The organism is Niveispirillum sp. (assembly GCF_052437035.1).
Taxonomy (GTDB): Bacteria; Pseudomonadota; Alphaproteobacteria; order Azospirillales; family Azospirillaceae; genus Niveispirillum.
Genome location: NZ_JBQVOH010000003.1, coordinates 504,506 through 528,390 on the forward strand (window position 1 = coordinate 504,506; position 23,885 = coordinate 528,390).

The window sequence follows — 23,885 nt, forward strand, 5'->3', positions numbered from 1 at the left end:
GAAAGCCGGAGCCCTGACAGAAAAGTCTTAAATTCAATGCCGTCAGGGCTCGCCTCTGGCTCGACCTGACCTACGATAGGTACCCAAATGACCGCATCGCAAACCCTTTCCTACTGGCTGGACACGGCCCCCCGCTTTACCGGTGGGACGGCGGGGCCTGTTGAGGGGCGGGTGGATGTGGCGGTCATCGGGGGCGGGTTCACAGGCCTATCGGCGGCTTTGGCGCTGGCCAAGCGAGGCGCCAGCACCATGGTGCTGGAGGCGGGCCGGGTGGCGGGCGAGGCGTCGGGCCGTAATGGCGGGCAGTGCAATAGCGGCACCGCCCATGATTTCGCCGCCTTGGCCGGGCGGTTCGGGGTGGAGACGGCGCGCAAATTCTATCAGGCGCATGTCGATGCCGTGGACGATGTGGAGCGGATCGCGCGGGAGGAAGGGATCGATTGTTCCTTCCGCCGCTGTGGCCGGTTGAAGCTGGCGGCCAAGCCCGAACATTATGACAAGCTGGCACGCGCGGCGGAAACGCTGGCGACTGTCGATCCCAATGTCCACCTGCTGTCACGTGCCGATCTGGCCTCTGAAATCAAATCTGACGATTTCCACGGCGGCCTGCTGCAAACCACCAGCGGCCAGTTGCATGTCGGCAGGTTCGGGGTGGGCCTGGCGGAGGCAGCAGCACGAAAGGGAGCCCTGATCCATGAAGGGGCACCGGTCACCGGCTTGGCCAACGCTGCCGGCGGCGGCTGGGAGCTTCGGACACCGAAGGGTATTGTGCAGGCCAAGCAGGTGCTGGTCGCTACCGGCGGGGCCAGCCCGGTGGGTCCGTTCGGCTGGTTCCGGCGGCGCATCGTGTCGGTCGGGTCCTTCGTGATTGCGACCGAGCCGTTGTCAGAGGCGGTGACGCAAAGCCTGTTTCCGGGCCAGCGGAACTATGTCACCAGCAAGAATATCGGGAACTACTTCCGCCTGTCGCCTGACAACCGCCTGATCTTCGGCGGGCGGGCGCGGTTTGCCGTGTCGGACCCGCTGTCAGACGCCAAAAGCGGGCGCATCCTGGACACCACGCTGCGCATGCTGTTCCCAGCGTTGAAGGATGTGAAGGTTGATTATTGCTGGGGCGGCATGGTCGACCTTACAGCCGACCGCCTGCCCCGCGCCGGTGAACATGACGGCATCTTCTACGCGATGGGCTATAGCGGCCATGGCACACAAATGGCGGTGCATATGGGCGAGCGTATGGCCCGCGTGATGGGTGGCGAGCGTGACGCCAACCCCTGGGCCGACCTGTCCTGGCCCCCGGTTCCGGGCCATCTGGGCAAGCCCTGGTTTTTGCCGCTGGTCGGTCTTTACTATCGTATCCAGGACATCCTGCATTGAGGGGCCCCATGCGCCTTTCCCGACGACAGATGCTGGGCACGGGCCTTGCCGCCGGCATAATGCCGCTGCTCCCCCGGATGGCCAGCGCGCAACCCCGACGCGGCGGCCATGTCACCGCCGCCTGCATGTCCAGTTCCACCGCCGACACGCTGGACCCCGCCAAGGGCGCGCTGTCCACCGATTACTGCCGTCATGCCATGTTCTATAACGGCCTGACGGATTATGATGACAATGCCCAGCCGCGCCTGAGCCTGGCTGAAAGCCTGGACAGCAGTGACCAGATGACCTGGCGCGTCGTCTTGCGCGACGATGTGAAGTTCCATGATGGCAGCAAACTGACCGCCGATGACGTGGTCTTCTCCCTGCTGCGCCTTCAGGACCCGGCATCGGGATCGAAGGTGAAGCCCATCGCATCGCAGATGGCGTCTGTTCGGGCCGTCTCGCCGCGCGATGTGGAGATTGTGCTGACCAGCCCGAATGTCGACCTGCCGTCGATCCTTGCGCAGTCGCATTTCTACATCATCAAGGCCGGAACGACGAATTTCAGCACGGCCAACGGCACCGGGCCGTTCCGGTGCCAGACGTTCCAGCCGGGTGTCCGCACCCTGGGTGTGCGCAACGAGGATTATTTCCGCGATGGCCGCCCCTATCTGGACAGTCTGGAACTGATCGGCATCCCGGACGAGGTGGCGCGCGTCAATGCGCTGCTGTCGGGTGATGTGCAGATGATCCTGGCCATCAATCCCCGTTCCACCCGCCGCATCCGGGAAAGCGGCACGCATGACCTGCTGGTAACGCCGTCGGGCCTGTACACCAACCTGATCATGCGCCGCGATGCAGTACCGACGAGCAGCCCGGATTTCGTGCTGGGCATGAAATATCTGTTTGACCGGGAACTGATCAAACGCGCCCTGTTCCGTGATTACGCCACCATCGGCAATGACCATCCGATCCCGCCCTTCGACCCGCTCTACCGGGCCGACCTGCCGCAGCGAACATTGGACCTGGACCGGGCGCGCTATCATTTCGCCCGGGCCGGTCTGCCCTCCACCCCGTTGCCGCTCTATTGCTCGCCCGCGGCGGAAGGGTCGGTCGACATGGCGTCGGTGCTGCAGGAATATGGATCGAAGGTCGGTCTGAAGCTGGCAGTGAACCGCATGCCGGCCGATGGCTACTGGTCCACCCACTGGATGAAGCACCCGCTGGGCTTCGGCAATACCAACCCGCGCCCCACCGCCGATCTGATGTTCAGCCTGTTCTATAAATCGACCGCCGCCTGGAATGAAAGCGGCTGGAAGAATGAACGGTTCGACCGGCTGCTGCTGGAAGCCCGCGCCCAGGGGGACTTTGCGCTGCGCAAGGAAATCTATGGCGAGATGCAGGAGATCGTGGCGGCCGAATGCGGCACGGCGATCCCCGTCTTCATCACCCTGATCGATGGGTTCGACAAGCGGGTCAAAGGCCTGCGGCCCATCCCGCTGGGCGGCTTCATGGGCTATAAATTCCCCGAACATGTCTGGTGGGAGGGCTGATCATCATGGCCGGACCCGCGACCCGTGGCCTGCTGGCCACCGCCCTGCCCCTGATCGGCAAGCGTATTGCGTCGGGTATGCTGACGCTGCTGCTGGTTTCGCTTGTCGTGTTCTTCATCGCCCAGCTTCTGCCCGGTGACGCTGCCCAGGAGATGCTGGGCCAGGCGGCCACCGCCGATGCGGTCGCGGCCCTGCGGGAGAAATTTGGCCTGGATCGACCTGCGCCTGAACGCTATGTCCGCTGGCTGGTCGGCATGGTGACGGGCGATCCGGGATATTCGCTGGTCGCGAACATGGCGGTTTCCGATGTCATCGCGGCGCGCCTGCCCAATTCGCTGCTGCTGGCCGCCCTGTCGGCCCTGGTGTCGGTACCGGTGGCCCTGACCATCGGCATCCTGTCGGCCATGCACCGCGATGCCCGCCTGGACCGGGGCCTGAATGTGGCGACCCTGTCCATGGTGGCGCTGCCGGAGTTCCTGGTCGCCACGCTGGCGGTGCTGGTCTTTTCGGTTCAGCTGCGCTGGCTGCCCTCCATCGCCCTTATCCCGCCTGATGCCAGCCCGTGGCTGATTCTGCGCTCGCTGGCCATGCCGATCCTGACCCTGTCGGTGATCGTGATCGCCCAGATGGCCCGCATGACCCGTGCCGCGATCATCCAACAGTTGAGCCAGCCTTATGTGGAGATGGCGCTGCTGAAGGGCATCAAGCCGGCGCGGGTGGTGCTGACCCATGTGCTGCCCAATGCCATCGGCCCCATCGTCAACGCTATGGCACTGTCGCTGTCATACCTTCTGGGCGGGGCGATCATCGTTGAGACGATCTTCAATTATCCAGGTCTGGCCAGCCTCATGGTCAATGCCGTCACCAGCCGCGACATGCCGCTGCTGCAGGCCTGCGCCATGATCTTCTGCACCGCCTATCTGCTGCTGGTGCTGATTGCCGATACCGTCGCCATCCTGGCCAACCCGAGGCTGCGCAACCGATGACGAACGCGATCCGATCCTGGGTGAAAGCCCTTTCCGGCAGTGGCCTCATCGGTCTGGCGCTGGTGGTGTTCTGGCTGTTGATCGCCATCATCGGCCCATTCCTGGCCCCGTATGATCCCGGCGCCTTCGTGGCCCATGACGTGTTCGCCAGCTTCACCGGCGCTCACCTGCTAGGCAGCGATTATCTGGGCCGCGATGTGTTAAGCCGGCTGCTGTCGGGGGCCCGCTACTCTGTCGGACTGGCGCTCGCCGCAGCATTGCTGGCCAGTACGGCGGGCATCACCCTGGCCCTGCTGACGGCGGTCAGCCCGCGCTGGCTGGATGAGGGGGTCAGCCGGTTCATGGATACGCTGATCTCCATCCCGTCGAAGATCTTCTCCCTGGTCCTTGTGGCGGTCGTCGGTTCCTCCCTGCCGCTGCTTCTGCTGGTCGCCTCCATCACCTATATGCCGGGTTCCTTCCGTATTGCCCGCTCGCTGGCCGTCAATCTGGCACAGATGGATTATGTGCAGGTGGCCCGATGCCGGGGCGAAGGGGCGGCCTATATCGCCATCCGGGAAATCCTGCCCAACATGATCCACCCGATGCTGGCCGATTTCGGTCTGCGCTTCGTGTTCATCGTGCTGCTGCTGTCGGGCCTGTCCTTCCTGGGCTTGGGCGTGCAGCCGCCGGATGCCGATCTGGGGTCGCTGGTGCGCGAGAACATCTCCGGTTTGGGAGAGGCCGCACCCGCCATCCTGATGCCGGCCATCGCGATTGCCACCCTGACGGTCGGTGTCAACCTGCTGATCGATGCGCTGCCCGGTCGGGGCCGCCGCATGGCCGGGAAGGAATAAGCATGCAGACCCATGTCGAAGTGCGCGACCTGTGCGTCACCGCCGGTGCCCATACCATCGTTGCGGATGTGGATTTCAGCATTCCGCGCGGCGGTGTGCTGGCCCTGATCGGGGAAAGCGGCTCGGGCAAGACCACCATCGCCATGGCGCTCATGGGCTATGCCCGCCTTGGCTGCCGCATCGCGGGCGGATCGGTGCGGGTGGGCGATACCGATGTCCTGGCGCTGGATGAGGATGGGCTGGCGGCCCTGCGTGGGGACCGGGTGTCCTATATCGCGCAATCGGCGGCGGCATCGTTCAATCCGTCGCGGCGCATCATGGATCAGGTGGTGGAACCCGCCCTGATCCATGGAAGGATGGACCGCGCGGCAGCGGAGAAGAAGGCGGTGGCCCTGTTCCGGTCGCTGGCCCTGCCATACCCCGACACGATCGGCGAACGGTATCCGCATCAGTTGTCGGGCGGGCAGCTGCAGCGCTTGATGGCGGCCATGGCCCTGATCACGGGGCCGGAACTGGTCATTCTGGACGAACCGACCACGGCCCTGGATGTCACCACCCAGATCGAGGTGCTGCGCGCCTTCAAGCAGGCGGTGCGCGAACAAGGCGCGACGGCCGTCTATGTCTCCCACGATCTGGCCGTTGTCGCACAGATGGCTGATGCCATCGTTGTGCTGAACAAGGGCCGCATCCGGGAGAATGGCCGTGCGGTGCAGGTGCTGCAACAGCCCGAAGATGAGTACACCCGTACCCTGATGGCGGCGGCGCGCCCGGAACGGGCGGCGGTGGACGCGCCGAAGGTGACAGCAGCCCCGTTGCTGGAAATCAAGGGCATGTGCGCCAGCTATGGCACCACGCCCATCCTGCGCGATATCAACCTGACCATCGCGCGGGGCGCCACGTTGGGCGTGATCGGGGAGAGCGGGTCGGGCAAGTCGACGCTGGCCCGGGTGATTGCCGGCATGCTGCCGCCCTCCACCGGTGCGATCAGTTTCGACGGCGCCCGCCTGCCGCCCTCACTGTCCATGCGTGACAAGGAACAGTTCCGGCGTATCCAGCTGGTGTTCCAGAACGCCGACACGGCCCTGAACCCCGCCCATTGCGTGGGGGAGATCATTGGGCGGCCGCTTGCCTTCTATCACGGGCTGAAAGGGCCGGCGGCGGCGAAGCGCGTGGCGGAACTGCTGGACCTGATCAAGCTGCCCGCATCCCTGGCCGACCGGCCCTGTGGCGGCCTGTCGGGCGGGCAGAAGCAGCGCATCAACCTGGCCCGCGCGCTCGCCGCCAAACCCGACCTGATCATGTGCGACGAGGTGACATCGGCGCTGGATACGGTGGTGGGGGCGGCCATCCTGGACCTTCTGGCGGAACTGAAGCGCGAACTGGGGTTGGCCTACCTGTTCATCAGCCATGATATCGGCACGGTCCGCGCCATCGCGGACGATATCATGGTGCTGTATGCCGGTACGCAGGTGGAGACGGGCCGGCGGCAGGGATATGACGGGGTGGCGCGCCATCCCTATACCGACCTGCTGATCGGGTCGGTGCCGGAATTGCGGTCCGGCTGGCTGGAGGAACAGGGCACGCGCCCTGCCCCGCCCGTCATCGGCCAGCCCAAGGACGGGGCCGATCTGTGCCGGTTCCTGCCCCGCTGTTCCTGGCGTATCTGCGGCACCTGTGAAGAGTTCACCCCGCCCCGGCATGTGACGCCGGGCGGCAATATCATCCTTTGCCATCGGCCAGAGGGCGCATCGGAGGGGGCATCGTGAGCCAAGGGCGTTTCGTACGGCTGGCCGAAAGGGACCGGCCCGCCATCCATATCAGTATCGACGGGACCCGCGTGCGGGCAATGGAAGGCGACACGCTGATGGTCGCCATGCTGGCGGCGGGCGGCACGCTGCGCCAATCGGAATTTACCGAGGGCAACCGGGCGGGGTTCTGCCTGATGGGGGCGTGCCAGGACTGCTGGGTCTGGACCGAAAGCGGTCACCGGCTGCGCGCCTGTTCCACCGTCGCCGAGGATGGCATGTCCGTCACCACCAGCCAGCCGGGGGCATCATGGCCGAACCACGGGTGATCATCGTCGGCGCCGGTCCCGCCGGTGTGCGGGCCGCCGAAACCGTCGCCGCCGCCGGCCTGACCCCCATCGTGATTGATGAGGGGCGGCGGGCCGGGGGACAGATTTATCGCCGGCAGCCGGACAATTTCCGCCGGCCCTACGGCGACCTCTATGGCACTGAGGCAGAACGCGCCAAGGCGGTGCATGACGGGTTCGACGCCCTGGGCGACAGCATCGACTACCGGGCCGAAACCCTGGTCTGGAACATTGCCGACGGCCATGTCTGGACCGCCAGCGGCAAGGCGCAGGAGGCCCTGCCCTATGACGCCCTGATCCTGTGTACCGGGGCCACGGACCGGTTGATGCCCATGGCGGGATGGGACCTGCCCGGCACCTACAGCCTGGGCGGGTCGCAGGTGGCGTTGAAGGCACAGGCCGTGTCCATCGGGTCGCAGGTGGTGTTCCTGGGCACCGGCCCGCTGCTGTATCTGGTGGCCTCGCAGTATATCAAGGCGGGGGCCAGGGTGGCGGCGGTACTGGATACGTCCAGCTTCACCGCGCGCATCACCGCCCTCCCCGACCTTCTGGCCCTGCCATCAGTGCTGTGGAACGGCATCGCCCTGACCCGCGCCATCAAGGCGGCGGGCGTGCCGCTGCTGACCGGGGTCACACCGGTGGCCATTCAGGGGGATGCCAAAACGGGTGTCACCGGGGTGACGGTGCGGCTGGGCAATGGGGAAGAACGGCATTTCGCGGCGGACGCGGTGGCCATGGGGTATCACCTGCGGCCCGAAACGCAGCTGGCCGATCTGGCGCGCTGTACCTTTGCCTTTGATAAGCTGACGCGCCAGTACCTGCCGGTGCGGGATGAGGATGGAAGGGCCGATGCGCCGACACCGCTCTATCTTGCCGGTGACGGGGCCAAGGTGCTGGGTGCGCGGTCGGCGGAGGCGTCGGGCCGGCTTGCCGCCCTGGCGGCGCTGTCCGATCTGGGACTGCCAGTCGACAAGGGGGCCATGATCATGCTGCGGCGGGAGGTCGGGCGCTATGGCCGCTTCTCGCGCGGTCTGGCCAAGGCCTTCCCCTGGCCGCACCAGCAGGCAGCCGCGCTTGCCGATGATACGATCCTCTGCCGTTGTGAATGCGTGACGGTGGGGGATGTGCGCCGGACCATGGATGTGACGGGGGCGGCGGAAACCAACCGCACCAAGGCATTCAGCCGGGTTGGCATGGGCCGCTGCCAGGGCCGTTACTGCGGGCATGCGGCAGCCGAAGTGATTGCCGCCCATGGCGACTTCCCCGTGGCCGATGCGGGCCGCCTGCGCGGTCAAGCCCCGGTGAAACCCCTGCCTATCGCTATCGGGGAGGCGGAATGATGACCAACCCTGTGACGCATAGCGATGTGCTGATCATCGGCGGCGGCCTGATGGGCTCGTCGGCGGCCTTCTTCCTGCGCCAGACCCACGGCAAATCCGTCACCCTGATCGAAAGCGATCTGGTGGGGCGGCAGGCCAGCGGTACCAATTTCGGCAATGTTCGCCGCCAGGGGCGTCCCATCCATCAGTTGCACTTGGCCAACCGCTCGCTGGAAATCTGGCGAAAGGCCAATGAACTGCTGGGATCGGATGTCGAATATCTGCAATCCGGGCATATCCGCGTCTGTTACCGCGAGCGGCCGGAAAACATCGCCAAGATGGAGGAATATGCGGCGGACGCGCGGCAGAACGGTCTGGATCTGGAAATCCTGACCGGCAATACGCTGCGCGACCGGTTCCCGTTCTTCGGCACCGATGTGGTGGCCGGGTCCTATTCCGCCCTGGATGGCCATGCCAACCCCCGTCTTGCGGCCCCGGCCTTCGCGCGCGCGGCCCAGAAGCTGGGCGCGCAGGTTTTCGAGAATACCCGCATCAGCCATGTCACCAAGGCGGGTACCGATTTCATCGCCACGGCGAAGGATGGGCGGGTGTTTAAGGCCCCCATCCTGTTGATCACCGCCGGTGCCTGGGCTGGGGAACTGTCGGCGCAGTTCGGGGAACCGGTGAAGCTGACGGCGCGCAGCCCCACCATGTCGGTCACCGAACCTGTCCCCTATGCCATCGCCCCCGCCGTCGGGGTGATGACGCCGCTGGAGGTGGAAACCGTCTATTTCCGGCAGGTGGCGCGCGGCAATATTGTGCTGGGCGGGTCCACGCGCGGGCCGGCGGTGGCGGAAACCTACCGCTCCTTCGTGAAGCCGCAGAACACGCTGACCCAGTTGCAGCAACTGCGCCGCCTCGCCCCGGCCCTGGCCCGGCTGAACATCATCCGGGTATGGACCGGTATCGAAGGCTATATGGATGACAGCCTACCTGTGATGGGACCAAGCGGCACCACCAGTGGCCTGTTCTACGCCTTCGGCTTCTCCGGCTCCGGCTTCCAGATCGGGCCGGGCGTGGGCCAGACCATGGCCGAACTGATCGCCACGGGGGCCACGGGGATCGACCTGTCGCATTACCGGGTGGAACGGTTTACGGGCGTAAAATGATAAGCTCGCCGACATCCATATCTGGAGGCGCGACTGATAATTGATGCCAGAATTGCGTGTGACCAAACACGCAACAAGGAACGGGTAGGGCACGCATCACAGCAGATGTGGTGATCGCCACCACAGGGCTCGTGCATGACTTCGAAACATGCACCGATGACGTGCAGGCTTTCCAAGGCCTGCACGTCATGAACCCGGTTCGGGTATTCAGATACTTAAAACTCCACCAGCGCCGTCTTCACCTTCAAATTCGCCATATAGGCCTCGCGCCCGAGATCCTTGCCGATACCGGATCGCTTGAACCCACCCGTGGGCAGCATGAAATCGTTGGAGCGGCCATAGCGGTTGACCCACACGGTCCCGGCCTCCAGGCCCCTTACGGCCCGCAAGGCGCGGCCCACATCGCCCGTATGCACGCCGGCGGCCAGGCCGAACTGTGTGTCATTGGCCAGGGCCAGGGCCTCCTCCTCATCCCGGAAGGTCTGGACCGTCAGGACGGGGCCGAAAATCTCCTCCCGCACCGCCTCGGCATTTGCGTCCACACCGGCAAGGATGGTCGGCTGAAAGAACGATCCGTCCTGCGGCCCGGCGGCACGTCCCCCGCCAGTCACCAGGGTTGCACCCGCCGCCACCGTGCGCCCGACAATGCCGTGAATGCGGTCAAGCTGCGGATGGCTGATGATCGGGGATAGGGTGCCCGCTGGGTCCCAGGTCGGTGCCGGGTTCAGGGCGCGGACCCGGCCGGTGATCAGGTCCACCACCTGTCCAGCAACCCTTTCCTGTACGATCAGACGCGACCCCGCCACACAGACCTGACCGGCATTCAGCGTGATGGCGCGGGCTACGATTGCCGCCGTCTTCTCCATATCCGGGCAGTCCGCAAACACCAGCTGCGGGCTTTTTCCCCCAAGTTCCAGGGTGACCGGCTTTGGCCCCGTCTCTGCACAGGCCGTCATGATGGCGGCCCCCGTGCGGGTGGAGCCAGTGAAAGTCACCTTGGCGATCAGCGGGTGCCGGCAAAGCGTGTCGCCCACCGAGCGGCCATCCCCCTGCACAATGTTGAAGATGCCGGGCGGCAGGCCCGCCTCAATCGCCAGTTCCGCCACCCGCACGATAGAAAAGGGCGTCATCTCCGACGGTTTCAGCACCACAGAATTCCCCGCCGCCACCGCGGGAGCCACCTTCCACATCGCCATAACGATGGGCAGGTTCCAAGGGGCAACCGCCGCCACCACGCCATAGGGCTCGGTGATGGTCAAGCCCAGCTTGTCCGGCGTGGTCGCCGCGACCTCTCCCCCCACCTTGTCCGCGAATTCTGCGTAAAAGCGGATGCATTCCGCCGAATAGGGAATGTCCCAGGCCGTCGCCTCCGTAATGGTGCGGGTGGACCCCACCGCCTCCAGTGCCGCCAGTTCCGCGACATGGGCATCGAGAAGGTCGGCCCAGCGTCGCAGAACCCGCATGCGCTGACGCGGATCGGCCTTGGCCCAGCCGCTGTTCCGATAGGCGTCATAGGCTCCCTGGACGGCAGCATCCACCTGTGTCTGACCGGCGCTGTCCAACTGGGCATAAACCTGTCCGTCCGACGGGCGGCGCACGGGGATTTCGGCCCCGACGCCGGCCACGCGGACGCCATTGATGAAGTTGGATGCGGCGGGCAGGGTCAAGCTGTTGGGGTCAAAGGCGCTCACGAACGGCAACTCCGGCTGGCATTCCACATGCGCCATGGATAATCCCGATGGCACGGCATTTGGTCGGGATCACCCGGAAGAGCCACGCCACAATCTTCCGAAATCACCCGCATCCCGGCAGCGAATGCCATGCGCCCATGCTTAATATGTCCGCATGACAGCTGGGTTTGCGGCCGCAGCAGTTCATGCCGCCGCAAACCGGTATCCGAGGGGATGACGTGATGGAAAAACCGACCCGGCCCGCCGTGAATTTGCGGGCGATGACCGAGGCGGACCTGGAACAGGCCCATGCCCTGTCGCGCGAACTGAACTGGCCGCACCGTATGGAGGACTGGCAGTTCTTTCTGGAATTCGGGCAGGGGCTGGTTGCGGAACGGGATGGGGCCGTGATCGGCACCGCCATGTGCTGGCTGTTCGGGGAACAGGCGGGTACGCTGGGCATGGTCATCGTTTCACCGGCGGCACAGGGGCTGGGCATCGGTCGTCGGCTGATGGCCGGCGTCATGGATATCCTGGGCGACCGCACCATCATGTTGCACGCCACGCCGGAGGGGATGCCGCTTTATGAAAGCCTGGGGTTCAGGCCTGTCGGCGATGTTCTGCAACACCAGGGTACGGCCTTCTCCGTCCCGCTGCCCGACCTTCTGCCCGATGAACGGGTCCGTCCTATGGGGCAGCGGGACATGGAGATCATTCCCGAACTGGACGCCCGTGCCACCGGCATGGACCGCCGCCGCCTGATCGACACCATGGATAAAAACGCGCTGGGCGTCATGCTGACGCGCGAGCATGAGGTGGCGGGCTTCGCCCTGTTCCGCAAATTCGGACGTGGCTATGTCGTCGGCCCCACGGTGGCCCCCGACCTGGGCGGTGCCAAGGCCTTGATCTCCCACTGGCTGGGCACCAATGCCGGCATGTTCTGTCGCGTGGACGTGACGGAGGCAAGCGGCCTTTCCCCGTGGCTGGATGAACTGGGCCTGCAATGTGTCGGTCGCGTCACCCGCATGATCCGGGGCACGCCGCCGGCCCACGATCCGGATTTCCAGACATTCTCCCTTGTCACCCAGGCGCTGGGGTAATCATGACGCTGACCCTTTCCGATCCCGTTCTTTTCCGTCAGTCCGCCTTCGTCGGCGGTGAATGGCGTCAGGCCGGCAACCTGTCCATGCTGACCGTGGACAATCCCGCCGACGGCTCCATCATCGGCAGCGTGCCTGACTGCGATGCTTCGGATACCGAACAAGCCATTGCCGCCGCCAATGCCGCCTGGCCGGCCTGGCGGGCGTTGACGGCGGGTGCCCGCGCCGATCTTCTGGAACGCTGGCACGCCCTGATCCTGGCCCATATCGATGATCTGGCCCGCATCATGACGGTGGAACAGGGCAAGCCCTTGGCCGAGGCCACCGGCGAAATCCGCTATGCTGCCACCTTCGTGAAATGGTTCGCGGGTGAAGGGCGGCGTATCTATGGCGGGATGATCCCCGCGCCCGATACCGACCGCCGCATTCTGACCTGGAAGGAACCGGTCGGCGTCTCGGCGATCATTACGCCCTGGAACTTCCCCGCCGCCATGATCACCCGCAAATGCGCGCCGGCCCTGGCCGCCGGCTGCCCGGTGGTGATCAAGCCGTCGGACCTGACGCCCTTCACCGCCCTGGCCCTGGCCGTGCTGGCCGAACGGGCCGGCATTCCGGCGGGCGTGTTCAATGTCGTCACGGGCCGGCCCACCGGGATTGGCGCCGCCCTGACCGGGTCCCCGCTGGTGCGCAAGCTGTCCTTCACCGGCTCCACCCGCATCGGCGCGCTGCTGATGGGGCAGTGCGCGGACAGTGTGAAGCGTTTGTCGCTGGAACTGGGCGGCAATGCCCCCCTGATCGTGTTCGACGATGCCGATCTGGACATTGCCGTGGCCGCCACCATGGCCAGCAAGTTTCGTAATGCCGGCCAGACCTGTGTCTGCGCCAACCGCATCCTGGTGCAGGATAGCGTCTATGAAAGGTTCGCGGACAAGCTGGCCGCCGCCGTCGCGGCCCTGCGCGTCGGCCCCGGCTTCACGCCCGGCACAACCATCGGTCCCCTGATCAATGATGCCGCCGTGGCCAAGGTCAGCGCTCATGTCGATGACGCGCTGTCCAAGGGTGCCAAAATCTTCGCACAAGCCGATGGCCCCGGCACGGGCCGCTTCGCCACCCCCACCATCCTGACTGGGGCCAGCACCGACATGCGGCTGGCCTCGGAGGAGACGTTCGGTCCCGTCGCCCCGCTGTTCCGGTTCACGGATGAACGGGAGGCGCTGGACATCGCCAATGCCACGCCCTTCGGCCTGGCGGCCTATTTCTATACCGAGAACCTGCACCGCGCCTTCCGGGTGGCCGAGGGGCTGGAGGCCGGGATGGTGGCGCTGAATACCGGCTCCATCGCCATGGAGATGGCACCCTTCGGCGGGATCAAGCAATCCGGCCTGGGGCGCGAGGGCGGGCCGACCGGTATTGAGGAATATCTTGAAACCAAGGCCTTCCATATTGGCGGCCTGAAACTGCATGAGGCGCTCTAACCATGGCCCGCACCTATAAGATCGCCGTGATCCCGGGCGACGGTATCGGCAATGAAGTGATGCCCGAGGGTATCCGCGTCCTGGAAAAGGCCGCCCGCCTGTTCGGCTTCAATATCGAACAGCAATGGCACGATTTCGCGCATTGCGATTACTACCTGAAGCATGGACGCATGATGCCGGAGGACTGGAAGGCGCAGATCGGCAAGCCTGACGCCATCTTCTTCGGCGCCGTCGGCTGGCCCGCCAAGGTACCGGACCATATCTCGCTTTGGCAGTCGCTTCTGCTGTTCCGACGCGAATATGACCAGTATGTCAATCTGCGCCCCGTACGCCTGATGCCTGGCGTTCCCTGTCCGCTGGCGGGCCGTAAGCCGGGCGACATCGATTTCTGGATCGTGCGGGAGAATACGGAGGGTGAATATTCCTCCGTCGGCGGCACCATGTTCCCCGGCACCGACCGTGAGGTAGTGATCCAGGAAACGGTGATGACGCGGGTGGGCGTGGACCGTGTCCTGCGCTACGCCTTCGAACTGGCCAACAGCCGGCCTAACCGCCACCTGACGTCTGCCACCAAATCCAACGGCATCGCCGTCACCATGCCCTATTGGGATGCCCGTGTGGAGGCGATGGCCGCCAATTATCCCGACGTGCGTTGGGACAAGTACCATATCGACATCCTGACGGCGCAGTTCGTGCTGAACCCCGACCGGTTCGATGTGGTGGTGGGGTCCAACCTGTTTGGCGACATCCTGTCCGATCTGGGGCCGGCCTGCACCGGCACCATCGGCATCGCGCCATCGGGCAATATCAACCCCGACCGCACCGGCCCGTCCCTGTTCGAACCGGTGCATGGTTCCGCCCCAGACATTGCCGGCCAGGGTATCGCCAACCCGGTGGGTCAGATCTGGTCGGCGGCCATGATGCTGGAACATCTGGGCGAGACAGAGGCCGCATCCGCCATTGTGGCCGCCATCGAACGGGTCCTGGCCGAACCTTCCCTTCGCACCCGCGACCTGAAAGGCACCGCCGATACCGGTACCTGCGGCAAGGCAGTGGAAGAGGCCTTGGAGTGATGCAGTGCCCCTTCGACGGCGTTGCTGCGGTTCTACCGGACCAACGCCGTCGCGACCCGTCGTGACACCAGACGCAGTGCCAGCATAGACAGGACGACGCCCAGGCCCAGCCAGTAGAGCGGTCCCTGCCCCAGGCGCTTGCCCATACTGGCGGCAAAGGATGCCCAGACATACCAGCCGCCGATCAGGTGCAGCCAGCCCCAGGCCGTGGGCCCCAGCAGCCGCACCATCCGGTCGAAGGATGTGAGCGTCATCGCCAGGATCAACAGATAGGCACCGCCACCCGCGATCACCGTCATCCGGTTGGTCAATTGCTGGAACAGCGCATAATCCAGATCCATCAAGGCAAAGATGCCGAACAGATGGATCAGATGCGACACAGCGAACGACACGCCCAGATAGCGCCGCTGCCGCCGCAGCCAGCGCGTCGCGGGTGAGGGCGACAGGCGCACAAGGCTGGAGGCCGTGAAGGCCAGCCCGAACAGCAGCAGCGATGTCCAGGCCGTCAGCTGGATCACCCAGCGCGCCTGATGCACCGGATCAGGTGCCATCTGCACCATGACGGCGGACAACAGCACAAGCACCGCCGCGATACCCGCCGTCAGCCGCCATCCGTTGAAAATCGATCCCTTCAAGACCCCCCCCTTTTCTCTTCTCCTCATCACCGGGAAACCGGTGAAGAAGCGGAGAAGACTTCTATCCACACTCATTTATTGTTAACTATGTCTTCCCGATGGCGTTACCCCGGTTGATGCGCATGACCACGACCAGCCCTGCCCTTGAAATTCGCGGACTTCGTAAATCCTACGGAGAGAAGGAGGCGGTCAAGGGCATTGATCTGACCATCCAGCCGGGGGAATTCTACGGCCTTCTGGGTCCCAACGGCGCCGGCAAGACCACAACCCTGAAAATGGTTGTCGGCCTGTTGACCCCGACATCGGGCAGCATCAGCGTGTTTGGCGTTGATAATCAGCGCGATCCTGTGGCCGCCAAGCGCCAGACTGCCTGGTTGCCGGATGAGCCGATGCTGTATGACAAGCTGACGCCGCTGGAATATCTTGAATTCGTGGCGGGCCTTTGGGGCATTGACGCCCGCACCGCCGCATCGCGTGCGGATGAACTGCTGACCCGTTTGGAACTGCACGAACACCGCAATGAACGCTGCGAAGGTTTCTCGCGCGGCATGAAACAGAAGGCGGCGCTTGCTGGCGCCCTGATCCATGATCCGCGCCTGCTGATCCTGGACGAACCGCTGACCGGCCTGGATGCCGCCATCGCCCGGCAGGTGAAGGACCTGCTGGCCGAACGGGCCAGGGCCGGCTGCACCATCATCCTGACCACCCACATCATGGAGGTCGCGGAACGGCTGGTGGACCGTATCGGCATCATCCAGCATGGGCAGTTGCTGGCCGAGGGCACTCTGGCGGAGTTGCGGCAGAAGCATGGCCGCGACGGTGCCTCGCTGGAAGAACTGTTCCTTGATCTCGTTTCGGGCAAGGCGGTGGCCGCATGATCGCCCTGACACCGGGCAGCATGCCCTGGCTGCTGCGGCATGAATTGCGCCTGGCGTTCCGGACAAAGAAGACGGGGCCCTGGGCTTGGGCTGTTCTGATTGTCGGCATCCTGTTCATGCACGGCATCGGTTTCCTTTCCGCCTTCGGGTTCGGAAAGATGAAGCTGGAGCCGGAGAATGTGCAGATGGTCTTTGGCGGCATCGGCCTGTTCAGCATGGCCATCATGCTATCGGTTTCGATGCAGTTGACGGTCAACTCCATCTACACGCGCGGTGACATGGACCTGCTTTTGTCTTCGCCGCTGCGGCCCGGTGCCATCCTGCCGATCCGGCTGCTGGCCATCGCCCTGGCGGTGATGGGCACAACGTTGGCCATGGCCACCTGCTTCATGAACCCCAGCGCCATCATGATTTCGGCGCGCTGGCTGATCGGCTATGTCACCCTGCCAGCCCTGTGCCTGCTGACGGTCACCGTATCCTTCCTGATTGTTCTGGGGCTGGTGAAGATGATCGGGGCGCGGCGGGCACGGACGGTGGCCCAGGTTCTGGGCGGGGTCATCGGCATCGGTGCGGCCCTGGCGGCCCAGATCCCCAACATGAATAATGCCGCCGATCAGGCGACCAAGGCCAAGAATTTCCAGGCAATGGCCACGATGGCCGATAATCCCGCGATGGCACCGATCCGCTGGTTCGGCGCGGCCATTACGGGGGAGACAGGGCCGTTTCTGCTGCTGGCCCTGCTGTCATTCGGCGGGTTCCTGCTGGTGACGACATTGCTGGGACCGGCCTTCGTGCGCAGCGTCAACGCCGCCGCCGGTACCGACCTGACGGCCCGGCGTAAGGGCGTTAATGACACGCGCCCGCTCTCCATGCATCTGCGTGGCGTGACTGGTTCCATCCTGTGGAAGGAATGGCGCCTCATCCTGCGCGACCCCAGCCTGCTGACGCAGGTCGCCTCCATCCTTCTGGTCGCCGCCCCCATCGTGCTGCCCACCATGGGCAAAAGCATCAGTACCGCATCGGGGGAGGTCATGGCCGTGGGCTGGATGGGCGTTATCCCGGTTGCGGGCCTGCTGGCCGGTGCCCTGGTCTGGCTGGCGTTCGCGGGCGAGGATGCGCCTGACCTGCTAGGTACCGCCCCCGTCAGCGCACGGCGCATGCTGCGTGACCGTCTTCTGGCCGCCGCCGTTCCATCCCTGATCATCGCGACGGCGGTCAGTTTGTATGTGATTACGCAAACGCCCTGGTCCGGCCTGATCCTCTGGCTGATCTGCCTGCTGTCGGTCAGCCTCTATTTGCTGATGGATATGCGGCAGGGACCGGCGCTGGGCGGGCGAAAGGCCTTCCAGAAGCGGTACCAAAGCAACATGATCGCCCTATTTGGTGAAATGCTGCTGGGCTTTGCCCTGTTCGGTCTGGGTTGGCTGGCCCTGAAATTCCTGGCCCCGTTCTGGGCGATACCACTGCTTTTGGTGGCGAATGCGGGCGCATTGGCCGGGTTGCTGCTGCAAAGGCGCGGGGAAGGTTGATGAGAGGCGGGCGGTGCGGTACTGGTCCGCCCGCCATCCCCGTCACAGATTGCGGGCGATCACCAGACGCTGGATATCGCTGGTCCCCTCATAAATCTGGCAGACACGGACATCACGGTAGATGCGCTCCACCGGGAAATCCTCGACATAGCCATAGCCGCCGAAGGTCTGGATAGCGTCGGAGCAGACGCGTTCGGCCATTTCCGACGCAAACAGCTTGGCCATCGACGCTTCCTTCAGGCAGGGCTGCCCCGCCCCACGCAGGCTCGCGGCGTGCAGGACCAGCTGCCGCGCAGCCTCGATCCGGGTCGCCATATCGGCCAGACGGAAAGATACGGCCTGATGGTCGATTATCGGCACACCCATGGAGGTCCGGTCACGGGCATAATCGCGCGCCGCCTCGAACGCTGCCTGTGCCATGCCGACGGCCTGTGCCGCAATGCCGATGCGCCCACCTTCCAGATTGGCCAGTGCGATACGGTATCCCTCCCCCGGATTGCCCAGCATGGCAGAGGCGGGTACGCGCGCGTCCTCCAGAAGGATCTGCGCAGTATCGGAACTGCGCTGACCCAGCTTATGTTCCAGCCGGGCCACCTTGTATCCCGGATTGTCGGTGGGCACGAGGAAGGCGGAAATCCCTTTTTTGCCCGCCGCCGGATCTGTGACGGCAAAGACCAGGGCAACGCCCGCATTCTGGCCATTGGTGATGAACTGCTTGGCACCGTTCAGCACATAGTGATCGCCATCCTTGACCGCCCGCGTCTTCAACGCCGACGCGTCCGAGCCCGCCTGCGGCTCCGTCAGGCAGAAGGCGCCAAGCATCCGGCCCGCCGCCATGGGCCGCAGATAGCGCTCCTTCTGTTCGGTATTGCCGAACTTCAGGATGGGGGCGCAGCCGACGGAATTATGCACGCTCATGATGGTGGAAATGGCGCCATCGCCCGCCGCGATCTCCTCAATCGCCAGGGCATAGGAGACGGCATCGGCCCCCGCCCCGCCCCATTCCTCGGGCACCACCATGCCCAAAAGGCCGAGCTCGCCCATCTCCCGCAGCTCTTCGGCGGGAAAACGGCTGTCCCGGTCACGCTCGGCAGCACCGGGCGCCAGCCGCTCGCGCGCGAACTGCCGGGCCATGTCGCGGATCATGGTCTGTTCTTCGGTGAGGATCATGGGGGTTGGTCCTTTTGGAAAGCGGCTGACGCTTCTACGCCCGTCATCCCGGCGAAAGCCGGGACCCAGGGGCGGCGTGCCCGACAGTGCAGCCGCGTTGAACGCCGCTGCCGATAAGGGTGGTGCTTGTGGCCCCTGGGTCCCGGCTTCCGCCGGGATGACTGGGAGGAGGGGGAAACGGTCGGTTAAACCAGCTCCACCGCCATGGCCGTCGCCTCGCCGCCGCCGATGCACAGCGACCCGACGCCGCGCTTCAGCCCATGCTTCTTCAGCGCGTGCAGCAAGGTCACCAGGATGCGCGCACCCGACGCGCCGATCGGGTGGCCAAGCGCGCAGGCCCCGCCATGCACATTCACCTTGTCATGCGGCAGGTCCAATTCCTTCATGGCCGCCATGGCGACGACGGCAAACGCCTCGTTGATCTCGAACAGGTCAACATCTTTGGCCGTCCAGCCGGTCTTGGCGAATAGGGTCTGCATGGCACCGACCGGGGCCGTCGTAAACCAGGCCGGGGCACGGGCGTGGCTGGCATGGCCGACAATCCGGGCCAGTGGCGACAGGCCGCGCTTTTCCGCCTCGCTGGCGCGCATCAGGACCAGGGCCGCAGCCCCGTCGCTGATGGAGCTGCTGTTGGCCGCCGTCACCGTGCCATCCTTGCGGAAGGCAGGTTTCAGGGTCGGGATCTTGTCGGGACGGCCCTTGCCGGGCTGTTCGTCGCGGGACACGATACTGTCACCGCCCCGGCCCTTGACCGTGACCGGTACCACCTCCAGATCGAAGGTACCATCCTCCACGGCTGCCTTGGCGCGGCGCAGGCTTTCCAGGGCATAGGCGTCCTGCGCCTCCCGCGTGAAGCCGAAATGCGCCGCCGTATCCTCCGCATAGGTGCCCATGGCGCGACCGCGCTCATAGGCATCTTCCAGACCGTCCAGCGCCATATGATCATACATGGTGGCATGGCCGTAACGGTAGCCGCCGCGCGCCCGGTCCAGAAGGTAGGGCGCGTTCGACATGCTTTCCATGCCCGCCGCCACCACGATATCGGCGCTGCCGGCCAGGATCAGATCGTGGGCCAGCATGGTGGTCTTCATGCCGCTGCCGCACATCTTGTTGATGGTGGAGCAGGTGACCGACAAAGGCAGGCCCGCGCCCAGTGCCGCCTGACGGCCCGGCGCCTGCCCCTGGCCCGCCTGCAGCACATTGCCCATCAGCAGTTCCTGCACGCTGTCACCGGAAATCCCCGCCCGTTCCACGGCGACCTTCACGGCAACGGCGCCCAATTGGGCCGCCGTCAGGCCGGACAGGTCACCCATCATGCCGCCCATGGCGGTGCGGGCGGCGGACACGATCACGATGGGGTCGGTCATGGCATTCCTCTGGCGTCGATATTAATTGGTTGGGCATAGCGTAGACTTGTCGCTTCCGATCAGCCATAACCGTTGCGATCAAATTTCCTGATCACTTATGTCAAGAGCGAATGGGCAGATCAGGTGGAGAAGGGCAGCGTTTCCATCCATTTCGTGGCCGCCGCCCTGAACGGCGCGATGGCGCGGGGTATGGAACCGGCGCCCATCCTGCGCAAGGCCGGGATTGACCCCGTCCTGTTGCACCAGCCCACGGCCCGCGTGCCGGTGCACGCCTATGCCGCCCTGCTGCGCATCGTGGCGCAGCTGCTGGATGATGAGTTCTTCGGCCAGGATAGCCGCCGCATGAAGGTGGGCAGCTTTGCCCTGTCCTGCCTGCTGGCACTGGAAGGGGGCGGTGATGTCGGGGGCGCCCTCAGCCTGCTCTGCCGCGCCTACAACACCATCTTCGACGATCTGCGCGTGGCCGTGCGGCGCGACGGGCGGCGGGCGGCTCTGGAAATCGCGCCGACAAGGCCCGGCCACCGCCTGCCCGTCTTCGCGGTAGAGACCTTGTTCGTCTATATGCATGGCATTGCCTGCTGGCTGGCGCGGCGGCGCATCGTGATTGAGGAAGCCTGCTTTCCCTATCCCGAACCGGCGCATGGTGCGGAATATTTCGTACTGTTCAGTACGCAACTGCGCTTCTCACACGACCAATGCCAGCTCTGGTTCGACGCTGAAACCCTATCCCTGCCGATGGCACAGGACAGGCGCTCGGCGAAGACCTTTCTAAACCAGGCGCCGGAAAATTTCCTGGTTAAGTACCGCAATCCGGACGGATTCGGTCGCCGCGTCGCCAACCTGCTGCGCCGCCGCCCGCCCCCGGATTGGCCGGGCGCTGACGAGGCGGCGGGACTGCTGCGCTGCTCTCCCGCCACATTGCGCCGCATGCTGCGCCAGGAAGGCACCTCCTATCAGGCCATCAAGGACCGGCTGCGCCTGGATCTGGCCCGTCAGGCCCTTGCCCGACCGGAATTGTCCATTGCCGACATCACGGCGCAGTTGGGCTTTGCCGAACCTGCCGCCTTCAACCGGGCCTTCCGGCAATGGACAGGAACGACACCGGCGCGATACCGCCGCCTCAACGGGCTGCCGCCCTGACACCCGGCGCACAGGGACGCTGCGGCGGGCAGATGGTGACGGGATCGACGCGCGACAGCCGGACCCGCCCGATACCCCGGCCAATCAGGCCCAACCGGGCCGCCGCCGCCTGTGACAGGTCGATCTGACGACCGGGCACGAAGGGCCCGCGATCATTGATACGCACCAGGACAGAACGTCCGCTGCCCACATCCTGAACATCGACAAGGGTGCCAAACGGCAGGCAGGGATGGGCCGCCGTCAAGGCGGCGCTGTCGAAGATTTCCCCACTGGCGGTCGGCCGTCCGTGATGGCCGGGGCCATACCAGGAGGCGGTGACGATCTCCGCCGCCTGTGGCGGACAGCCGGCCACCGCCGGGCGGATGAACAGCAGGGGAAGGGCAAGGACGACCCCAAGGCACAGGGACCGCATGATGGTGCTCCGTTCGTTATGAACGGCACTGCTCTGCGCCCAACCGCCACAGACCAGCAAATAAAAACTCGTTTATACTGGTGATTTCATTCCATATATGGAAATTTTTATACCATGAGACCCGTTGTTACATGGGTTTTTAATGCAGATACCGCCTAGTATCGGCCATACACATTACTGTAACTTCATATCTCCACATGACCACCCAGTTCCACCACCCGGTTCAGCGGCAGGTGGAAGAAGTCGGCGGTGGTGGTGGCGCTGCGCATCATGAAGGCGAACAGCTCCTCGCGCCATGGCGCCATCCCCGGCTCCGCCGACGGCACCACCGTTTCGCGGGTCAGGAAGTAGGAGAAGCGCAGCGGCTCATAATCAAAGCCCAGATCCGTGCGCTTGGCATTGGCCAGCGCCTTCGGCACATCGGGATCGTCCATGAAGCCGCAGACCATGGTGACGCGGAACACATCGTCGCGCAGCTTCTCCGACACGATGCGTTCGCCAATCGGCACACGCGGTCGCTCCACCACCTTCACCGTCATCACCACCACCCTCTCATGCAGGACATGGTTGTGTTTCAGGTTATGCAGCATGGCCAGCGGCACGCCATCGGGATCGGAGGTCAGGAACACCGACGTGCCAGGCACGCGGGAAATGCGCGACGACAGGGTGCCCAGAAAATCCTGCAGGGGCATGGCACTGTCGCGCAGCTTGGCGTGCAGCAGCTTGCGCCCCATCTTCCAGGTGGTCATCAGGGTAAAGGCCAGCAGACCGGCCGCCAGCGGGAACCAGCCGCCATGCGTGATCTTGGTCGCCGTCGCCAGGAAATAGGCCATGTCCACGGCCAGCAGCAGCACGAAGAACCCGATGGCGAACTTACCGTTCCAGCCCCAGCGGTTGAAAGCCAGCAGCGCCACCAGGGTGGTGGTTATCAACATGGTCCCGGTGACGGCCACGCCATAGGCCGACGCCAGATTGGTTGAACTGCCGAAGCCCAGGACCAGGGCCACGACGGCCAGCATCAGCGCCCAGTTGACGAAGGGCATATAGATCTGCCCCATCTCCTTCTCGGACGTGTGGATGATGTTCATACGCGGCAGATAGCCCAGCTGGATCGCCTGCCGCGTGACGGAGAAAGCGCCGGAGATCACGGCCTGGCTGGCGATGATGGTTGCCAGTGTGGCCAGCATCACCATTGGCATGGCCGACCAGGCAGGCCCCATGAAGAAGAACGGGTTCGCCGCCGCTTCAGGATTGGTCAGCAGCAGCGCGCCTTGCCCGAAATAGTTCAACATCAGGGCCGGCCAGACCAGCATGTACCAAGCCAGCCGGATCGGCCCGCGCCCGAAATGGCCCATATCGGCATAAAGCGCCTCGGCACCCGTGACCGACAGGACGACGGAGCCCAGCGCCAGGAACCCAATCCAGCCATCATGGGCGAGGAAGGCCACGGCATAATGCGGCGACAGGGCCGCCAACACCCCCGGCGCCTTGCCGATATTGCTGATGCCCAGCACGGCCAGCACCACGAACCAGATCAGCATGACGACGCCGAACGCGCCGCCCAACGCCGCCGAGCCTTTCGATTGGATCGCGAACAGGGCCACCAGGATGGCGATGGCGATGGGTACCGTCCATGGCGCCAGATTTGGGGCCGCGACCTGCAACCCCTCCACCGCCGATAGAACGGAAATGGCCGGCGTAATGGCGCTGTCGCCATAGAACAGGGCCGCCGCAAACACGCCGAGCGTGCCGGCCAGTGCCGTCATCTTCGGGTTGCTGGACAAGGCCTTCTGCAACAGGGCCAGCAGGGCAAAGGAACTGCCCTCGCCTTCATTGTCGGCGCGCATGATGATGGCGACATACTTGATCGACACCACCAGCATCACCGTCCAGAAGACCAGCGACAGCACACCCAGCACATGCATCCGGTCCACCGGCAGGGGGTGTGGGCCGGCAAAGGCCTCTTTCATGGCGTAAAGCGGGCTGGTGCCGATATCGCCGAACACCACGCCAATGGCGGATAGAAACAGGGCGCCGAAGGAGGAACGCGGCGCGTCATGCGCCGCACTGGCCGAATGCCCCACGCTGAAATACCCCTGTGCCCATCATGCTGCGCTGCAAAGGCTAC

The 23,885-nt window shown here is 64.8% G+C and carries 20 protein-coding genes; 14 read left to right on the top strand and 6 right to left on the bottom strand.

What is annotated here, in order from left to right; all coding sequences use genetic code 11:
- Positions 1-87 precede the first annotated feature (87 nt).
- From ACT6Q8_RS11385 to ACT6Q8_RS11420, 8 genes are read left to right on the top strand one after another with little or no spacing between them, the layout of a single operon-like run.
- On the top strand, positions 88-1,374 hold the full coding sequence (locus tag ACT6Q8_RS11385) for an NAD(P)/FAD-dependent oxidoreductase (protein WP_444732149.1): 1,287 nt from the start codon (positions 88-90) through the stop codon (positions 1,372-1,374).
- A gap of 8 nt (positions 1,375-1,382) precedes the next feature.
- Complete coding sequence (locus ACT6Q8_RS11390) at positions 1,383-2,906, top strand: ABC transporter substrate-binding protein (RefSeq protein WP_444732148.1); 1,524 nt, start codon at positions 1,383-1,385, stop codon at positions 2,904-2,906.
- A gap of 5 nt (positions 2,907-2,911) precedes the next feature.
- The gene (locus tag ACT6Q8_RS11395; RefSeq protein WP_082372532.1) at positions 2,912-3,892 is read left to right on the top strand and encodes an ABC transporter permease; all 981 of its coding nucleotides are present in this window, start codon (positions 2,912-2,914) and stop codon (positions 3,890-3,892) included.
- Positions 3,889-4,728, top strand: a complete 840-nt coding sequence (locus ACT6Q8_RS11400; RefSeq protein ID WP_444732147.1) for an ABC transporter permease — start codon at positions 3,889-3,891, stop codon at positions 4,726-4,728. Before ACT6Q8_RS11395 ends, ACT6Q8_RS11400 begins: the two co-directional genes overlap by 4 nt.
- Positions 4,729-4,730: 2 nt before the next feature.
- Positions 4,731-6,494, top strand: a complete 1,764-nt coding sequence (locus tag ACT6Q8_RS11405; RefSeq protein ID WP_156344756.1) for an ABC transporter ATP-binding protein — start codon at positions 4,731-4,733, stop codon at positions 6,492-6,494.
- The gene (locus ACT6Q8_RS11410) at positions 6,491-6,802 is read left to right on the top strand and encodes a (2Fe-2S)-binding protein (protein WP_054169417.1); all 312 of its coding nucleotides are present in this window, start codon (positions 6,491-6,493) and stop codon (positions 6,800-6,802) included. Before ACT6Q8_RS11405 ends, ACT6Q8_RS11410 begins: the two co-directional genes overlap by 4 nt.
- On the top strand, positions 6,784-8,160 hold the full coding sequence (locus tag ACT6Q8_RS11415; RefSeq protein WP_444732146.1) for an FAD-dependent oxidoreductase: 1,377 nt from the start codon (positions 6,784-6,786) through the stop codon (positions 8,158-8,160). Before ACT6Q8_RS11410 ends, ACT6Q8_RS11415 begins: the two co-directional genes overlap by 19 nt.
- Positions 8,157-9,308, top strand: a complete 1,152-nt coding sequence (locus ACT6Q8_RS11420; RefSeq protein WP_444732145.1) for an NAD(P)/FAD-dependent oxidoreductase — start codon at positions 8,157-8,159, stop codon at positions 9,306-9,308. The genes ACT6Q8_RS11415 and ACT6Q8_RS11420 overlap by 4 nt, the downstream gene beginning before the upstream one ends.
- Positions 9,309-9,523: 215 nt before the next feature.
- Here the strand turns inward: ACT6Q8_RS11420 and ACT6Q8_RS11425 are convergent, their stop codons facing one another.
- Positions 9,524-11,035 (bottom strand): aldehyde dehydrogenase family protein, encoded by a 1,512-nt coding sequence (locus ACT6Q8_RS11425; protein WP_444732144.1) that lies wholly within the window; start codon positions 11,033-11,035, stop codon positions 9,524-9,526.
- Positions 11,036-11,220: 185 nt separating this feature from the next.
- On the opposite strand from ACT6Q8_RS11425, the gene ACT6Q8_RS11430 reads away from it, so the two are divergent.
- Genes ACT6Q8_RS11430 through ACT6Q8_RS11440 form a run of 3 tightly spaced genes read left to right on the top strand, consistent with a single transcriptional unit; the run spans position 11,221 to position 14,626 of the window.
- Positions 11,221-12,078: a GNAT family N-acetyltransferase gene (locus ACT6Q8_RS11430; RefSeq protein ID WP_444732143.1), complete on the top strand. Its 858-nt coding sequence runs from the start codon at positions 11,221-11,223 to the stop codon at positions 12,076-12,078.
- A 2-nt stretch (positions 12,079-12,080) separates the two neighbouring features.
- Positions 12,081-13,553 (top strand): NAD-dependent succinate-semialdehyde dehydrogenase, encoded by a 1,473-nt coding sequence (locus ACT6Q8_RS11435; protein WP_054169413.1) that lies wholly within the window; start codon positions 12,081-12,083, stop codon positions 13,551-13,553.
- A 2-nt stretch (positions 13,554-13,555) separates the two neighbouring features.
- A complete protein-coding gene (locus ACT6Q8_RS11440) occupies positions 13,556-14,626 on the top strand; it encodes a tartrate dehydrogenase (protein ID WP_444732142.1) in 1,071 nt (356 codons plus the stop codon).
- Between the two features lie 32 nt (positions 14,627-14,658).
- Here ACT6Q8_RS11440 and ACT6Q8_RS11445 read toward each other — a convergent pair whose 3' ends face one another.
- Positions 14,659-15,261, bottom strand: coding sequence for a hypothetical protein (locus tag ACT6Q8_RS11445; protein WP_444732141.1), 603 nt, complete (start codon positions 15,259-15,261; stop codon positions 14,659-14,661).
- Between the two features lie 122 nt (positions 15,262-15,383).
- Between ACT6Q8_RS11445 and ACT6Q8_RS11450 the strand changes: the two genes are divergently transcribed.
- Complete coding sequence (locus ACT6Q8_RS11450) at positions 15,384-16,139, top strand: ABC transporter ATP-binding protein (protein WP_444732140.1); 756 nt, start codon at positions 15,384-15,386, stop codon at positions 16,137-16,139.
- A complete protein-coding gene (locus ACT6Q8_RS11455) occupies positions 16,136-17,668 on the top strand; it encodes a hypothetical protein (protein ID WP_054169410.1) in 1,533 nt (510 codons plus the stop codon). The genes ACT6Q8_RS11450 and ACT6Q8_RS11455 overlap by 4 nt, the downstream gene beginning before the upstream one ends.
- 42 nt (positions 17,669-17,710) lie before the next feature.
- Here the strand turns inward: ACT6Q8_RS11455 and ACT6Q8_RS11460 are convergent, their stop codons facing one another.
- Both ACT6Q8_RS11460 and ACT6Q8_RS11465 read right to left on the bottom strand, forming a co-directional pair.
- Positions 17,711-18,838, bottom strand: a complete 1,128-nt coding sequence (locus ACT6Q8_RS11460) for an acyl-CoA dehydrogenase (RefSeq protein WP_444732139.1) — start codon at positions 18,836-18,838, stop codon at positions 17,711-17,713.
- A 185-nt stretch (positions 18,839-19,023) separates the two neighbouring features.
- The gene (locus ACT6Q8_RS11465) at positions 19,024-20,205 is read right to left on the bottom strand and encodes an acetyl-CoA C-acyltransferase (RefSeq protein WP_444732138.1); all 1,182 of its coding nucleotides are present in this window, start codon (positions 20,203-20,205) and stop codon (positions 19,024-19,026) included.
- Between the two features lie 72 nt (positions 20,206-20,277).
- Between ACT6Q8_RS11465 and ACT6Q8_RS11470 the strand changes: the two genes are divergently transcribed.
- The gene (locus ACT6Q8_RS11470; protein WP_444739380.1) at positions 20,278-21,345 is read left to right on the top strand and encodes an AraC family transcriptional regulator; all 1,068 of its coding nucleotides are present in this window, start codon (positions 20,278-20,280) and stop codon (positions 21,343-21,345) included.
- Here ACT6Q8_RS11470 and ACT6Q8_RS11475 read toward each other — a convergent pair.
- Both ACT6Q8_RS11475 and ACT6Q8_RS11480 read right to left on the bottom strand, forming a co-directional pair.
- Positions 21,326-21,757: a septal ring lytic transglycosylase RlpA family protein gene (locus tag ACT6Q8_RS11475; RefSeq protein ID WP_082372530.1), complete on the bottom strand. Its 432-nt coding sequence runs from the start codon at positions 21,755-21,757 to the stop codon at positions 21,326-21,328. The two genes, ACT6Q8_RS11470 and ACT6Q8_RS11475, sit on opposite strands and share 20 nt — an antisense overlap.
- Positions 21,758-21,942: 185 nt before the next feature.
- Complete coding sequence (locus ACT6Q8_RS11480) at positions 21,943-23,841, bottom strand: potassium transporter Kup (RefSeq protein ID WP_444732136.1); 1,899 nt, start codon at positions 23,839-23,841, stop codon at positions 21,943-21,945.
- Positions 23,842-23,885 lie beyond the last annotated feature (44 nt).